Source organism: Streptomyces sp. NPDC018610 (assembly GCF_044391765.1).
Lineage (GTDB): Bacteria > Actinomycetota > Actinomycetes > Streptomycetales > Streptomycetaceae > Streptomyces.
In genome coordinates this window covers 78773-94525 of sequence record NZ_JBISAL010000015.1, presented here as the reverse complement: position 1 = coordinate 94525, position 15753 = coordinate 78773, and the positions used below count along the sequence as shown (strand labels likewise).

Annotated in this window: 12 protein-coding genes; 9 read left to right on the top strand and 3 right to left on the bottom strand. The window is 74.4% G+C overall.

The genetic code is table 11. The features are described from left to right. Window positions 1-103 precede the first annotated feature (103 nt). From ACH5A8_RS31905 to ACH5A8_RS31885, 5 genes are all read left to right on the top strand, one after another. Window positions 104-1552 carry a hypothetical protein gene (locus ACH5A8_RS31905; protein WP_399007480.1) on the top strand — a complete coding sequence of 483 codons (1449 nt, stop codon included), beginning with the start codon at window positions 104-106 and terminating at the stop codon, window positions 1550-1552. Beyond that, window positions 1549-2850 (top strand): hypothetical protein, encoded by a 1302-nt coding sequence (locus ACH5A8_RS31900; protein ID WP_399007479.1) that lies wholly within the window; start codon window positions 1549-1551, stop codon window positions 2848-2850. The genes ACH5A8_RS31905 and ACH5A8_RS31900 overlap by 4 nt, the downstream gene beginning before the upstream one ends. Continuing rightward, the gene (locus tag ACH5A8_RS31895) at window positions 2847-5204 is read left to right on the top strand and encodes a hypothetical protein (protein ID WP_399007478.1); all 2358 of its coding nucleotides are present in this window, start codon (window positions 2847-2849) and stop codon (window positions 5202-5204) included. Before ACH5A8_RS31900 ends, ACH5A8_RS31895 begins: the two co-directional genes overlap by 4 nt. Before the next feature lie 2 nt (window positions 5205-5206). Then, entirely contained in the window at window positions 5207-7057 is a 1851-nt protein-coding gene (locus tag ACH5A8_RS31890) for a hypothetical protein (RefSeq protein ID WP_399007477.1), read from the top strand. A 73-nt stretch (window positions 7058-7130) separates the two neighbouring features. Continuing rightward, window positions 7131-7616 (top strand): SMI1/KNR4 family protein, encoded by a 486-nt coding sequence (locus tag ACH5A8_RS31885; protein WP_399007476.1) that lies wholly within the window; start codon window positions 7131-7133, stop codon window positions 7614-7616. A 182-nt stretch (window positions 7617-7798) separates the two neighbouring features. Here the strand turns inward: ACH5A8_RS31885 and ACH5A8_RS31880 are convergent, their stop codons facing one another. Beyond that, window positions 7799-8278 (bottom strand): carboxymuconolactone decarboxylase family protein, encoded by a 480-nt coding sequence (locus tag ACH5A8_RS31880; protein WP_399007475.1) that lies wholly within the window; start codon window positions 8276-8278, stop codon window positions 7799-7801. Window positions 8279-8459: 181 nt separating this feature from the next. Between ACH5A8_RS31880 and ACH5A8_RS31875 the strand changes: the two genes are divergently transcribed. Next, entirely contained in the window at window positions 8460-9392 is a 933-nt protein-coding gene (locus ACH5A8_RS31875; RefSeq protein ID WP_399007474.1) for an RNA polymerase sigma-70 factor, read from the top strand. A 183-nt stretch (window positions 9393-9575) separates the two neighbouring features. On the opposite strand, the gene ACH5A8_RS31870 is transcribed toward ACH5A8_RS31875, so the two are convergent. After that, window positions 9576-10526 (bottom strand): LysR family transcriptional regulator, encoded by a 951-nt coding sequence (locus tag ACH5A8_RS31870; RefSeq protein WP_399007473.1) that lies wholly within the window; start codon window positions 10524-10526, stop codon window positions 9576-9578. A 98-nt stretch (window positions 10527-10624) separates the two neighbouring features. Here ACH5A8_RS31870 and ACH5A8_RS31865 point away from each other — a divergent pair, with 98 nt between their 5' ends. After that, window positions 10625-11542: an EamA family transporter gene (locus ACH5A8_RS31865; RefSeq protein WP_399007472.1), complete on the top strand. Its 918-nt coding sequence runs from the start codon at window positions 10625-10627 to the stop codon at window positions 11540-11542. 286 nt (window positions 11543-11828) lie between these two features. On the opposite strand, the gene ACH5A8_RS31860 is transcribed toward ACH5A8_RS31865, so the two are convergent. Beyond that, window positions 11829-13388, bottom strand: coding sequence for a hypothetical protein (locus ACH5A8_RS31860; protein ID WP_399007471.1), 1560 nt, complete (start codon window positions 13386-13388; stop codon window positions 11829-11831). A 175-nt stretch (window positions 13389-13563) separates the two neighbouring features. Between ACH5A8_RS31860 and ACH5A8_RS31855 the strand changes: the two genes are divergently transcribed. Beyond that, window positions 13564-14394, top strand: a complete 831-nt coding sequence (locus ACH5A8_RS31855; RefSeq protein WP_399007470.1) for a DUF4097 family beta strand repeat-containing protein — start codon at window positions 13564-13566, stop codon at window positions 14392-14394. A gap of 210 nt (window positions 14395-14604) precedes the next feature. After that, entirely contained in the window at window positions 14605-15543 is a 939-nt protein-coding gene (locus ACH5A8_RS31850) for a virginiamycin B lyase (RefSeq protein WP_399007469.1), read from the top strand. Window positions 15544-15753 lie beyond the last annotated feature (210 nt).

Sequence of the window (15753 nt, the reverse complement as noted above, 5' to 3'; positions counted from 1 at the left end):
GAGCCCGCGAGACCCGGACGGTGCCGCGCGGGGCCTCCGACCGAGACCGCACCCGCCCCTCCTCCTCTCCACGACTCTCCACGACGTTGGGATGTCCGATCACATGCTGGTAAGTCTGACCCGGGTGGGACCGACCCGGCACTCACTCCTCACCTCGGCCGTGGTGGCCGGAGTGGACGCCGGAGCCGTCGTACGCTCGGTCCGGCTGCCCCCGGCACCGGCGTTCGCACCGACGGCCGAGGTCCGACCGCACGACACGGTCCCCGGCCTGCTGACGCTACGGCTGGACGGCGCCTGGCTGGGCACGCCCGCCTCCCGGGCACAGGTCTTCGGCCACCTCGCCGAGGTGAACGCCGGCCTGGCCCGCGTCGCCCGCGCGTACGGCGGAGTCCTGCTGCCCGCGGGCGTCCAGCGGGATGCCGCCGGTCCGCACGCGCCCCTGGCCGGCGACCGGCACGGGCTGCACATCCTCGACGACGTCGAACAGGCCGTCCTGGTCAACCTGCTGCGCCGGCACAGCCCCACACTGATCGCGCTGACCGGCCGGGCCCGGGTCGGCGGCGCCGCGGACCGGGCCGGCTCACGGCGCCTGATCGAGTCACGAGAACACCTGACGACCCGTTTCCTGCCCTCCGCCGACGCCCGGTACCTGCACCGCTTCCAGGCCGAACTGCGCCGGACCGACGGCATATCCGACCTGTCCCGGATGGACGTCGTACCCGTCCCACGGACGGTGGACGGACCGGCGCAGGTGCTGGTCCGCTGCGTCGACGCGCAGGCCGCGCTCGCCGACACCCGGGCGCAGGCCCTGCTGCTGGACGCCCTCGTCCTCAGGGCCCGGCGCATGGCCGCCGATGGCCGGCGCGAACGGCACGTCCCCCAGGACGTCATCGACGTCAACCGCACCCGCGCCGTGGTGCACGGCCTGCGGGCCCGCTTCCTGCCGACCGGGCCACGGGAAGGGAAGAGGCCCGCGAAGGAGACCGGCACACGAGGACCGGCCGCCACCGCGGCCGCGGAGGTGTCCGCCCGCCAGGCGGGTCGGCGTCTGCTCAGGGACCTGCTGCCCGAACTCTCCCTCCTGGACGCCACGGCCCTCGAGCTCCTCCCGTTGCTTGCCCCCTTGGACCTGCCCGACCTGGGCCTGCGCGACCTGCGGACCCAGGACCTGCTGCGTCGCGCGGCACGCGACCGCACCGGCCTGGCCGCCCGCGCCGAGCAGGGCCTGTGCGACCCACGACCCGGCGCCGCGGTGCACGACGAGTTGGAGCGCACCTCGCCGGGCCGACTGCGGCTGCTGCTGGACGACTGGGGCCGGATGCTCGCCGCCGGAGCCGCCCCCGCGGACATCACCGAGGACACCCGAGGCGCCGACGCCCCCGACAGCGCGGACCGGCGGGCCGCGGCGCCCCGCCGGTCCGGCGCCCGCCCCGGCCGCGACGAAGGGCGGCCCCGGCAGCGCCCGACGCGTGGCGGCGGGCGACGCGACCGCGACCCCAAGCACCCCGGCGGCAACCCGGGCGAACGTGCCGGACGGAAGGACCCCCAGTGACCCAGGCACCGACGGCGCAGATCGAGGCCGTCCTCGACCTGACCGCGTGGACCGTGCCGATGCAGGGCCCCGAAGACTTCGGGGCCCTGTGGAACGCGCTCGAACCCAGCCTCCACGGCCGCGACCTCAGCCGGACCCCGGTCCACACCTGGGACGCCCCGCAGGGAACGGTCCGGCTGGAGATCGTCCGGCTCGACCCGGCCGCCGCCGTGGCCGGCCCGCGCACCACCGTCAGCCTCGTCGCCGTACGCGAGGCGCCCGCACCCGCCGACCGGTGCGAGGTCTGCGCACGCGCGCGGCGGCCCGCCCCCCGCGCCGGCCTGCGCTGCGACGCCTGCGCGGCCGACGGCGGGTCCGGGCGGATCTGCGGCGATCACGCCGTACTGCTGGAGGGCGCGCTCACCGCCACCTGCGCCGACCACCGCCCGCGCTGCCAGGAGTGCGGCGACCTCGCGTCGTTCTGGTGCGCCGGCGCCTCGTGCCGCTCCCGCACCGCCTGGTGCGCCCGGCACCGCGCGACACCACCTCAGGGCTCCGGCGCCCCCTACTGCCCCGGTTGCCACCGGATCGCCTTCCCCGGCTGCGAGGAACCCGGCTGCGCGGCCGCCGGCACGATCGCCTGCGACTGGCACGGACCCGACCGACGCCCGTGTGGGCTCAAGGCGTGCACTCGGCATGCCCGGCGGTGGCAGGTCTTCGGCCCGGAGGCGATCGGCCTCGGACTGTGCCGCGCCCACGGCGGCGTCCGCGATGTGCCCGCCGAGGAACTCCTGCGTCAGATCTGTGCCGGAGCGGTCCGCAGGCGGCGTCCCGTCCTGCCCTCCCTCCAGGCGTTCGGACACACCCTGCGCAACTGCGGCCACCGGGAGCTGGCCGTCGACTACACGCGCGTCCGCTCTCTGCTGGCCGCCCTACGCTCCCGCGCGGACGCCGACGGCATGCGGGACCTCGGCAGGGGCATGGACCGTGCGGCCACCAGATGGGACCGCGAACTCGGCAAGCTGCGCGGCAGCGCGGGCACGGGCGAGCAACTGGTCGAGAGGCTGCGGCAACTGGTCGTCGCGCAGGATCCCCGGTACGGCGCCGAGCTCGCACGCGGCCTGCGGCTGGAGGAGTACAAACCCGCCATCACCTCCCAGGACCGCAGCCGTGAGGCGACGCTGTGGGTGCTGGTCCCCGGGCACCTCCGCGAGGTCGCCGACCGGGGAGCCTCCCGTCTCACGGCCTACTCGGGACAGCTGGGAGTGACGATCAGGCTCGCGGGCGACAGGAACGGTCAGCGCAGGGGAAACCGATGAACGCGATGCTGCCGAACGGGGACAGCCACCGGCTGTTCCAGGTGTCCGACGGCGGCGCCGTCCAGGGACAGCGCCTGGGCGTCTGCCCGGCCGACCTGCCTAGCGACACCCCGACCGCCGGGCTGCCGGCGCTGCTGACCCTGGACGCGGCGGGCGGGGAACTCCGGCTCGCCGTGCGCCTGGTCCCGGTCGCGGCGGTGCCCTCGGGCGTCGTCGCCCTGGGGGGTGAACTCGCCGCCGAGACCGGACTCGACGACCTCGCGGACGTCTCGCGGTGGAGTCTCGGGCAGGTCCCGGTGGTGCCCTTGCGCCGGGTACGTCTGGAATCCGCCTCGGAGGCGACCGCGGACGAGGCAGCGGCCGCGCTGACGGACGCCCGGCTGCCCGGCCGTCTGCTGTGGGTGCCCGCCGCCGAGGACGAGACGTGGCTGACCGTCGGCGAGCTCCCCTACCGGGTGAGCGTCCTGGACAGCGGGGAACGGCGGGACGTGCTGGCCGAGTTCGGTCGCGACACGGACGTCGAGCTCTTCGTCTCCGGAGCCCGCCGCGGCGTGGACATGGTGGTGCTGGCCGACTGCAGCGGCTCCATGCTGGTTCCCGACATCCCCGCCGACGACCTCCTCGGCGAGGCCGGACCGGACGAACCCGCCGGCTGGACGCCCCCTCCGCCGCCGGGCCGTCGCCCGCCGAAGAAGGAACGGGCGCAGGCGCTGCGTGAATCCCTGCGGTACCTGCTGGAGGAGCGGCGGCGGCTGCGGGGCAGGACCTCGCGGATCGCCCTGATGGAGTTCACCGACAGCGCCTGGCAGGTGTTTCCGCGCGGCGGCGGCATGAGCGACTTCGACGCGGACTCCCCCGCCTCCCTGGTCGCGGAGTTCGAGGCCGCCGTCGCCGACATCAGGCCCATCCGCCTGGCGCGCACCGACATCGGCAACGCCCTGCACGAGGCGGCGAACGTACTGCACCGGTACGGCGCGCCGGGCAACGAGAAGCGGATCGTGCTCATCAGCGACGGAGGCGACTGGCGGCCGAAGGGGGACCAGGGGCTCGGGGAGGTCGTCCAGGCGATCCAGGAACCGGTCAGCCTGATGGAGCACCTGCACCGCGACAGCGGCATCCGGGTGCACGCGGTGGGCATCAGCACCGAGGGGCTGTACCGGGCCTGGCTGGCCGAGGGGAACCACGACGGCAAGGGCCTGTCCCCGGACCATCTGCTGCTGCGCGAGCTGAGCCGGGTCGGCGGTGGCGACGCGGCGGCGATCGGCGGTCTCGGGGTCCTCGTCCGCGAGTTCTCCGAGCTGGGCGCGGGCACCTCCCGCCGGGTCGTCCTCTCGGAGGGCCCCGCGGTGGGCGGCACGGTCTCCCCGGCGGCCGCCGAGGCGCTGCGCGCGCTGGGAGACCGGCAGCGGGACGTCACGAGCACGCGTCCGCGGGCCGGTACGAGCGTTCCCGCGCCGTTCGGAGCGACCGGACCGGGAGCGGAGGCGGGACGGATCGTCGAGGCGAGCATGAAGGCCGACGAGGAGGCCCGGCGGGTGCTCGGCGGCGGCCTCTTCGATCAGGCCGATCTCGCGCGGGCGATCGCCCGCGCGATCCGTAAGGGGGACACTTCGACCGGGCAGCTCAACTTCATCCGGGATCTCCAGGCGTTCCGGCCCCGGACCGGGCGTGACGTGCCGCGGGACATCGAGCCCGCCCTCGTGGCTCTGGGCCGGTGTCTGGACGGTGTGGCCGACGGCACCCCGGAACAGGCGGGTGACGCCGACTGGCGAAGGCAACAGGTGTCGAGGCTCACCGCGTGTCTCGAGGAGCTGGCCGCACGGCTGACGGCCGCCCCGGTGCGGCACCGGTCGGCCCACCCGGACGCACCGCCGGCCCACCCGGACGCACCGCCGGCCCACGCGGACGCCCCCGCCGCCGCGTTCGTACGGCCCCCGGCCGTGCCCGTGCCCGACGCGGCGGCGCACGCGGCGCGCACCCCGACCGTGCCGGATCCCAGGGGTCAGGTGCGGACGCCCACAGTGCCCGAACAAGGGCCGCCCGTGGACGCGCCCGTGGACGAGTGGGGCACCCCTGCCACGGACACAGGCGGGAACCCGCGGCCGGCGGACGGGTGGGACGCTCCTGCCGCGGACGTCGGCGGCGACCTGCAGCCCGTGGACGGGTGGGGCACCCCCGCCGCGGACACCGGCGGCGACCCCCAGCCGGCGGACGGTTGGGGCACACCCGCGACGGACACCGGCGAGGACCCGCGGCCTCCGGCGCCGCCCGTCGGGCCGCGGCCTCCGGCGCCGCCCGCCGGTGCGTCCGCCCCCGCAGCAGTTCCCGACTTCGGCTTCGTCTACAGGGCGTGAAGATGAGCGAGACATCGATCTGGAGGCGCGGCCACACCTTCGGCCCCGCGTCGAATCCCGACGAGTACGAGCTGCGGGAGCTCTTCCACCGCGGCGGCGAGGGGGAGTTGTGGCGGGCCCGCCGCACCTGGCGGGACGGGACCCGGACCTCCCATGCCGTCAAGATCCTCCCCACCGAGGCCCTGGAGTCACCGGAGAAACTGGGCGTCTGGCGCGGTCGTTGGAACGACAGCGTGCACGCGGCCAACGGGATCACCATCGCCGGGCTGATCCGCTCCACCTGCATCGACGGCGTGCAGCCGCACGTCAGGGGCGAGCCGACCGAGCCCGGCGGGGTGTACCTGATCGGCCCGTGGCAGGAAGGCACCCGCCGTGTCGACCAGTGGGCCCGTGAGAGCACGGACCCGCCGGCCGAGAGACTGCGGGTGCTGGTCCGCCTCAGCCGGATCATCGACGAGCTGCACGACGCCGGCTGGACGCACCGCGACATCTCGGGCGGGAACGTCCTGGTCGACGGCGCGGGCACCCCCTTCCTGATCGACCTGACCTTCCTCACCCGGCTGGACCAGGCCATCAGCGTGGTGGTGAGCACCCCCGGCTACGCCACACCGGACGAGGAGACACACGGCCAACTGCCTGGCCGTTCCAAGGACTGTCTCGGTGTAGGGGTCCTGGCGCGGGTCCTGCTGCTGCCCCATCTGCCCCTTTACGAGCGGGTCCAGGACCTCGCGGCGGCGGTGCCGGAGGAACTCGCCGCGGTCGGCTACTCCGACGGCGTCGCCGCATGTCTCCTGCGGGCCCTCGACACGGATCCGTCGAAGCGGCCCGGACGGCTGCTGCCCTGGGTGGAGGAGCTGCGGCGACTCGTCGCGGCGGATCCGGACCCCGGGCAGCTGTGCATGGCGCTCACCACCGATGCCCTGGACCGCCCGGTGGTGGCCGTCGGTGGTGACCGCGGTCCGCGCTGGTTCACCGCCGTCGCCCCCGATGGCGGTCCGGGCGGCAGCCCACTCCTGCCGCACGACGGCCGGCCGCTGGACGTCCGCGAACTGGCGACGGTCCGGGACGCGCGGGGGGACGTCGTCGTCGCGGCCGTCGACGGCGGCGGCCTGCTGTGGACCGGCGACCGCGACAGCGGCTGGACGGTGCGGACCGGGCACGCCCGGGGCCTGGCGGTCCTGGGCTCCGCCCGGGGTGAGGTCCTGGTGTGGACGGCCCAGCCCGAGGGCGTCCTGTGCCTGCGGCTGTCGTCTGACGGCTCCCCACCGCGGCAGGAGGAGTTCGCGGCCGCACCCGGCTCCCGTGTCCTCGCGGCGGCCTGGGACGCGGCCGGCCGCGCCGCCGTCCTGGTCGCCGAACCCGACCGGGTCGTCCACTGCACCTGGCCAGCGCACCCCGGCCACCTGCCGGAATGGGCGACGGTCCGCGCCGTGGCGGCGGTCCGGGGGACGATCGCGCTGCATCGTGGCTGGGGCGAACTGGAGGCCGCGCTCGTCACGGCGGACGGCACCCGGTTCAGCCTGAGCAGACATCACTCGGGGGCGCCGTGGCAGAGCGTCGAATCCTCCCGGGAGGCGAGTTCGCGCGTCGAACTGCGCGGCATCCGGCAGGGCATCGCCCGCGCCACGGCGGGGCCGGAAGGACTCACCGTCGTGACGGAGACGAACGTCGGGAGGGAGGCGTCGGAGCCGACCAGGACGCATCTCCTGCACGCCGGACCGGCCCGGCTCGTCGGCCTGCACGTCGGGCGCGACGGGAACCTGCATGTGGCCGCCCTGGTCGACGGGAACGTCCGGTGCTGGTCGGAGACCTGGGCGGAGGAATGGGCACCCGTCGCCCTCCGGCGGGCGTGACGGCACCGGCCGGACGCCGGGGCGATCGCCCCGGCGGACCTGCTTCGTCAGCCCCCTCCGGCAGCATGCCGCTGTGACAGACGTGACAGACACACCTGATCAGCGTCCCGCCGAAGCTGTTCTCGCCTTCCTGCGCGCGGCGTTCCCACCGGAGTGGCGCGAGCCCGCGCTCGGCCACGAAGCCGTCGCGGCGTGGGAGGCCGAGAATCGGGTGCGGCTTCCGGAGCCGTACCGGACGTTCGTCGCGGAGATCGGTGACGGGTCCGGCCTCGGACCCGCCGAGGACGGCGGTCTGCAACCACTCGGCCGGCTGCCCGCGAGCTGGCCCGACCTCGGACCGCGCCGACCCGGGGAACCGCTTCCTCCAGAGGAAGCCTGGTCCTGGGAGGACGACGAGACGGTCGTCCCCGAGGACCCGCGGATCGACGCCACGTACAGCCACGGGTCCGTCGTCCTCGGGTCCGACGACGGGTACTCCTTCTGGCTCCTGCTGACCACGGGCCGGCACCGCGGCGAGGTCTGGATGGTCGGGGACGTCGGCGCGCCCCGGTGCCCGTGAACCACCGCGCCCCCACCCGCCCCGTCCGGGCCGTCCCCCACCCCGTCCCGGCCGACCTGACGGGGCGCCGACGACGCTTCGCGCGGCGAGGGACGGTGCCGACCCTCGCCGCCTGTGGCGTGCGCGGGCCCGGACGGTCATGGCACGGACCTCGCTTCGCCTCCCCGTCGGCTCGGCGTACGTCAGCTCGACGTGTCGGCGAACATGCCGGGCTCGTAGGAGCCGCCCGGGTTGTGCACGATCACGTTCATCCGGGTGGCCGCGTTGATCAGGGAGACCAGGCAGACCAGGGCGCCGACCTGGTCGTCGTCGTAGTGCTCGCGCACCTCGGCCCAGGTCTCGTCGGACACGCCGTGGTCGCCGAGCCGCGTGCCTTCCTCGGTGAGCGCCAGCGCGGCCCGTTCGGCCTCGGTGAACACGGTGCTGTGCCGCCAGGCGGCGACCAGGTTGAGCCGCAGCGCGCTCTCACCGGCGGCTGCGGCCTCCTTGGTGTGGACGTCGACGCAGAATCCGCAGCCGTTGATCTGGCCGACCCGCAGCGCCACCAGTTCCCGCAGGGCCTTGGGCAGCGTCGCCCCTTCCAGGGCCGACGAGGTGTTGTAGAACCGCTTGGCGACCTTCGCGGCGGTCGGGCTGTCGAACAGGTTGAAACGGGGTTCCATGACGTCGTCCTCACTCGTGGTGTCGCGCACTGCCGTACCGGACGAACACGAGATGCCGACGGCCCGGTCCTTGTGACGACGCGGGGATGTGGCGTGCGTCACCGACCGCGGGCGTCACAGAGCGGTGGGGGCCGGCGTCTGGTGTACGGCGTAGTCGACAGCGAACGGACAGGAGCCGGCGATGAACGACCGAACCACGAGCGACGGGACGAGCGGCCCCTCCGAGCCGGTCGCGCGCGGCGACCGCACGGACGGCGTCACCCGGGCGTTCGTCGCCCACCGCAACCTGCTGTTCACCGTCGCCTACGAGATGCTCGGCTCCGCCGCCGACGCCGAGGACGTCCTCCAGGAGACCTGGTTGCGGTGGGCGGGCGTCGATCCCGACACCGTGCGGGACCAGCGGGCGTACCTGGTCCGGATCACCACCCGGCAGGCGCTGAGCCATCTGCGCACGCTCGGCCGGCGCAAGGAGTCCTACGTCGGCCCCTGGCTGCCCGAGCCGTTGCTCACCTCACCCGACGTGGCCGAGGACGTCGAGCTGGCCGACAGCGTCTCGATGGCGATGCTGCTGGTACTGGAGACGCTCGCCCCGACCGAGCGGGCGGTGTTCGTGCTGCGCGAGGTGTTCGACCTCGGGTACGGCGAGATCGCCGAGGCCGTCGGCAAGAGTCCGGCCGCGGTCCGCCAGATCGCCCACCGGGCACGGGCCCATGTCGCCGCGCGCCGACCGCGCGGGGCCGCCACCGCCGCCGAGACCCGCCGCACCGTCGAGGCGTTCCAGCGGGCCGTCGAGACGGGCGATCTGCGACGCCTGCTCGACATCCTCGCGCCGGACGTCGTCCTGCTGACCGACGGCGGCGGAGTCGTGCGGGCCGCGTCGGCGCCCGTCGTGGGGGCCGACCAGGTGGCCCGGGTGCTGGGCAGGATCGCCCCTGCGCTGTCACTGCGGCCGACACACGTCAACGGCGACCCGGCGCTGATCGTCCGGCTGGACGGCGCGATCGACACCGTCATCGCGATGCGCGTCGACGACGGCCTCGTCACCGGGCTCTACGCCGTGCGCAACCCCGAGAAGCTGTCGCACCTGGAGCGGGAGACCACCTTGCGCCGCTGAGGACGCGGCCCCGAACCCTCGCGGAGCCGTGGACCACCGGCGGGACGCCAGGACCAGTACTCGCCGTCGCCGCTGTCCCCTTGTTCCTCGAGGCTGCTGTACGGATCTGCCGGATCCAGCGGTCCACCGGCAGCGGGTCGGGTTCGCCCGTGACCCGTCAGGCGACGGAGGGCGCGGCTACGGCTACCGCTCCGGCCAGGACTGTGCGGCGGCGGAGAGCGCGTCCGTGTGCGGCGAGACCCGCGGCCAGTGCGCGCGCAGCGTGCGGACCGTCTCGGCGATGGCCGGGCGGCGGGCCGCGCCGGTGCGCCACAGGGCGTACAGGCGGCGTACCGGCATCGGGTCGAGCGGTACCTCCACCACCCCGGGCGGCAACGGGCCGCGGCCCAGGCGGGGGATCAGGGAGATGCCGAGCCCGGCGGCGACCAGGGCGACCAGCGTCGGGTTCTCCTCGGCCTGGTGGACGATCTCCGGTTCGTGCCCGGCGGAACGCAGGGTGCGGACCAGCCAGTCGTGGCAGACCCGCCCCGGCGGCTGGCAGACCCACCGCTGCCCGCCCAGCTCCTCCCGCCGCACGGCCGTCCGCCCCGCGAAGGGATGCCCCTCGGGGACGACCAGAGCGCACGGGTCGTCGCCGATCACCGCCTGCTCCACACCCGCCGGCGCGGGCAGCGGGGCGATGTCCCAGTCGTGCGCGACGACCAGGTCGACGGCGCCCTTGGCCACCAGAGCCACCGACAGGTGCGGGTCGACCTCGCTGAGCCGGGTGTCCAGGGCGGGGTGCCGCACCGCGAGATCGGCCAGGACGGGGGGCATGAGGCCGCGCGCCGCCGACGCGAAGGCGGCGACGGTCAGCCGGCCCGCCGGAACCCCGCGCCGCTCCTCCAGACGGGTTTCCGCCCGCTCCACGAGAGCCAGCAACTCGGCCGCCGTCTCCACCAGTTGGTGCGCCTCGTCGGTCAGCCGCACTCCGCGCCCCTCCCGCTCCAGCAGCACGGTGCGCGTCTCCCGCTCCAGCTTGGCGATCTGCTGGGACACGGCGGAGGGCGTGAAGCCGAGCGCTGCGGCGGCCGCGGCGACGGTGCCGTGCACGGAGACGGCGTGCAGGGCGCGCAGGCGCTGCAGATCGAGCACGGTGGACTCCTCGCCGGGTCGACGGTTAGCGATGCTTCATCCAACCATGCAGCAATCATCGCTGGTGCTACATGGTCGTGGGAGACGATCCTCGACCCATGCGACCTTCCCACCTTCTCCTCGCGGTGCTCGTCGCGGCCGTCTGGGGCGTGAACTTCACCGTCATCGAGATCGGCCTCGACCACTTCCCGCCGCTGCTCTTCTCCGCCCTGCGCTTCCTGGTGGCCGCGCTGCCCGCCGTGTTCTTCGTGGGCCGCCCCAAGGTGGCGTGGAAGTGGATCGTGGCGGTGGGACTGGCGCTGGGCGTGGCCAAGTTCGGCCTGCTCTTCATCGGCATGGACGCGGGCATGCCAGCCGGGCTGTCCTCGCTGGTGCTGCAGATCCAGGCCGTCTTCACGGCCCTGTTCGCCGCCGTCGCCCTGGGCGAACGCCCCACCGGCGTACGGCTCCTGGGCATGCTGATCGCCCTCGCGGGCATCGGCGCCGCGGCCGTCGACGAGGGGACGTCCGGCCCGTTGGGCGCCTTCCTGATCGTCATCGCCGCGGCGGCCTGCTGGGGCGTGTCCAACGTCCTGACCCGCAAGGCGGCCCCGCCCGACGCCCTGAACTGGATGGTCTGGGTGTCGACGGTGCCGGTGCTGCCTCTGCTGCTCCTCTCCCTCCTCACCGAGGGCCCCTCCGCCGACCTCGCCGCGCTGCGCGGCTTCGACTGGGCGGGCGCGGGCACGCTCCTCTACGTCGCCTGGGGCGCGACCGTGTTCGGCTTCGGCGCCTGGGGGTGGCTGCTGCGCCGCCACCCGGCGTCCACGGTCGCGCCGTTCTCGCTGCTCGTCCCCGTCTTCGGGATGTCCGCGGCGGCCCTGTTCCTCGACGAGTCGGTCAGTCCGCTGCGCTGGTGCGCGGCCGCGCTGCTGGTGAGCGGGGTGGCACTGACCACGCTCACCCCGGGACGCCGGACAGCCGCCACCGGGAACGAGACCCGCGCCGCCCCCCGGCGCACCCTCACGGACGCCTGATCCCGACCACGCCCCCGCCGAGCCCGTGCCGAGGCAGACGATCCAGGGCGCGGCGCGGGCACCCCGGCCACGAGCCCACCGGTGACCGGCTTCGCCGACTAGCGTGACCACCCCGGCGGATCGAGACGGCGGGACCGGGCACCTGGAGCGGACGGGTGCCTTACTCGGTGCCTTGCTCGCGTTGGCTTCCGCGGTCTGCTACGGCTTCGTGGACTTCGCCGGCGGACCGCTGTCCCGTCGGGTCCACTTCGCCGTGGTCACCTTCCTGGGGCAGGCCGGAGGGCTGTCACCGGAGTGGCCCTGTCCGTGGTGTGCGGGGTGCTCTTCCCGGGGAGGAGCCGCCAGGAGTTCTGGCGCCGTAGCGTTTCCTGTACAGAGTCACCTGCTCGGCGCTCATCGATGACGAGACGGCGTACACGTCGCCGACACGCCGGCCGCCGTACCGGCGGCGTTCGCCCCTCTCGGGCACTTCGCACGTCATGACGGACACCTGGGAGTCGGGTTGCCAGTGCAGGGCGCAGGCCGGGGCGTTCGGGTCCGGGACGGCCTCCATGCGCACGCCACGCCTGGCCAGCAGCCGCTCCAGTCTGTCGAAGCGGAGACGGCGGTCGAAGCGGCCGTACCGTGCGCGAACGGCGCCGTTGACGGTGCTGCCGCCCAAGGACGAGAGCCGATGCACCTGGAGGGTGAAGTGGTGCCCCACCCAGGCGTGTTCGCGCGATTCCCGACTCCAGAAGAACTCGACCATCCCGTAGTCGCGCCACATGCTCAGGTCGTCGAAGGAGTTCTCGGCGAAGTCGGGACCCAGGATCGCGGTGACCTGGTCGGGACTGTCCGTCGGCTTGGCGCCGAGCACCGTCCCGGACGTGATCACATCCGTGTAGAAGGCGAGGGAATGCGGAGTCAACTGGTCCTTCCTCAGTTCTCGGGTCGCCGGGCGCCGTAGTAGCTGTGACGCATACGGAACCTCATGGGCCCGGTGCCGTCCGCCTCGATGTGCCCGATCAGCATCGCACTCAGCGGCTCGGGCAGCTCCTTGCCATGTGCTGCGGTCCATTCCGAAGAGGCGAAGAGTCCTCGCACCGTCGAGTCGGGCCGGACCCGGCGGGCGGCTGACGAGCGCGGAGAGCACGAGCTCGGGGTCTTCGGCGAGCAGCATCCGCTGGATCGCCAGGTCGTACCACTTCAGGCCGCCGGTGGACTCCCTGGCGGCGATCCCCGCCCAGGCGAGCAGGACGCGGATCCGCTCGATCCCGTCGGGACAGTGCTGATGGACGAGTGCGGCGAGCCGGGCCGTGGCGTCGCGGAGCCGATCCGACGAGGCTCCCAGGTCGCTTCCCGGCGGGGCGCAGACATCCATGGCCGCGTCGCGCAGCCCGGCGGGCGCGGCCCGGAGCCAACGCAGCCGACGCCGCTCCACCTCGGCCTCCCGCGCGGCCAGTTCCGCCTGGACCTCGCGGGATCGGGTCAGGCCCCGCTCCGCCAGCCACTCGGTGAGTGCCGGACCGTCGCGCAGGTCGGCATCGCAGTCCCCGACCCCCCGGATGCCGGACTGGTGGTGCAGCGTCCAGCAGGCGATCGGCCCGCCCCTCTCGTCGTGAACCATGATCGTCGGCCAGCCGTCGCACAGGCACCGGTCGCCGGTGCCGCCGTCCACAAGGGCCAGCAGCCGGCCCAAGCCGGCGATGTCGGCACCGGTCACCACGGTCCGCGCCACGTCGGCGGAGTCCGCCTCGGCAGGCGGCCCCTCGATGATCACGACGTGCCCGGCGCGGTTCAGTACTTCGCGCAGGCGAGCTGTCGTCGGAGCGCCCTGGGCCATGTCCGCCCTTCCCTCATGGATCACGTCCGCGACGATACCGGCGCCCTTCCGTTGACGCCCCGGTGCGTGAGAGCGTCACCGCGACGGGCATCGGCGGCGGACTGAGTCCCCCAGGTGGCCGCCCCCTCGGTGAACTCGGTCTCCGCGGGCGGGCGGCCGCCCCCTCGGTGAAGTCCGTCCTGCCGGGCATACGCATGCCATGACGTCACAGTGGAACAGTCCGGGCCGTCCGAACACCGGGCGGGAGTCTCGTCATGCCGGCCGCGCGGCCTGGGCCGGGTGCGCGCTGGTTCCGCTCCTCGCGCTGACCGCCTGCGACCACGGCGGTGGCGACCGGCCGCTGCCCGGCGCCGTCCACGGCGAACACGGCGGGGAGTTCGAGAAGGCCGCTCTCTCGGACGGCAGCCGTCTCCTCATCACCACCCAGGGCGGCGTACGGGTCGTCGGGACGGACGACGACAGTGTCACGGTGGACGACGCGACCCTCGCCCATTGGGACGGGGACGGCAGCACGCACACCCTCGACCTGCCCTGCGACGAGGGCGACGAGCGGGCCAGGGACAACTGCGGCGGGATGCCGCTCGTCCACGTGCCCACCGGTGTCTCGCTCACCGTGCGGGCCCGCGACGCCGGGATCGACGTGAGCGGTGTGCGGGGCCAGTTGAGCCTGAGCACCGTCAACGGCGACGTCACCGTGCAGGACTCGGGCACGAGAGGGGCCCGCCAGCACCTGGTGACCCGTAACGGCTCCGTCCGCGCGACCGGCCTCGAGGCGCGCGGCGTGGGCGCGGAGACGGTCAACGGCGACGTCGACCTGCTGTGCGCGACCTCGCCCGACACGCTCGACGGCGTCACCCGCAACGGCTCCGTGCGCGTGACCCTCCCGGCGGACGCCCCGCCGTACGCGGCCGACGCGAGAACCGTCAACGGCCGTTCCTCCGTGGACGTCCCGGCCGCCGGCCCCGCGGACCACCGGCACCGCCTGACCCTGCGCACCGTCAACGGCGACACCGAGGCCCATCGGGGATAGCGAGGCGCGGCGTGGTGGCCCGCGGTCCGGGGAGGACCCCCGGCGTGCTGGGGCGGCGACGACCGGAAGGGCGACCAGCGGCCCTTGGCCGGGGGCCGCGGGATCCCTCTGCCTCCCTCGGTACGGGCGCGGCCCGGACGTCACCCGTCGGGGCTCAGTAGCATCCGCAGTCGTGCACCACTGCCGTCCGCCCGTCGAAGGAAGCCGACCATGACGCATCACCCGACCGTCTCCCTCACGGAGTTCCCCGTCTCCGACCGTGAGGCCGGGCCGTACGGGATCACCGCCGGACCGGACGGTGCGATGTGGTTCACCATGGTCCGTCACGGACGGATCGGCAGGGTCGCACCAGCCGGCGAGATCACCTCCCACCAGCTCGAACCGGCCTCCGGCGGACCGTCGATCATCACGGCGGGACCGGATGACGCGCTGTGGTTCACCGAGTTCCGCGGCCATCGCATCAGCCGCATGACCACCGCCGGAGACGTCACCTCGTTCCCCCTGCCGACTCCGGAGGCCGGGCCCTTCGGGATCGCGGCGGGACCCGATGACGCGTTGTGGTTCACCGAAGCGGGCGCCGACCGCATCGGCCGCATCACGACCGACGGGCGCATCACCGAGTTCCCCCTGCCGGTGTCGGGGGCCTTCCCGTCGGCCATCACGGCCGGCCCGGACGACCGGCTGTGGTTCACGATGAACCAGGCGAACGCGGTGGGCGCCATCGCGCGCGACGGGGCCGTCACCGTCCATCCCCTGCCGACGCCCGGCGGGGCCCCGGTCGGCATCACGGCGGGCGCCGACGGGGCTCTGTGGTTCGTCGAGATCGGGGCCGGCCGGATCGGACGGATCACGCCGGACGGGAAGATCGACGAGTTCCCCCTGCCCGACCCCGCGTCACGCCCGCACGCCATCGCCGCCGGCGCCGACGGGAACTGCTGGTTCACCGAGTGGGGGGCCAACCGCGTCGGACGGATCACCCCTGACGGCCGCATCGACGAACACGATCTCCCCAGCCCGTCCTCGGAACCCCACGGCATCGCCCAGGGCCCGGACGGCGCGATGTGGACCGCTCTCGAGATCGGGGCGATCGCCCGCCTCACCACGCACCGGGACGGACCGCACCGACACGGCGCGGTGGGGGAGCGGTGACGATCCCCGGGTGTGCCGCGTCCGGGTGGCCGGCCCGGAGGGGGACGCCCGTGGGACGGCCGGATCCGGGGAGAGGCGCCCGTCGGCGTCGACAAGAAGCGGGCCCGGGCCGCACCCCCCCCCGGGGGGCGGGGGTGCGGGCCCGGCCCCCGTGGCGGGCGGTGGCGTTCAGCGCGCCGGGGCGGCGTAGACCCGGGGCGTCGGTCCGCG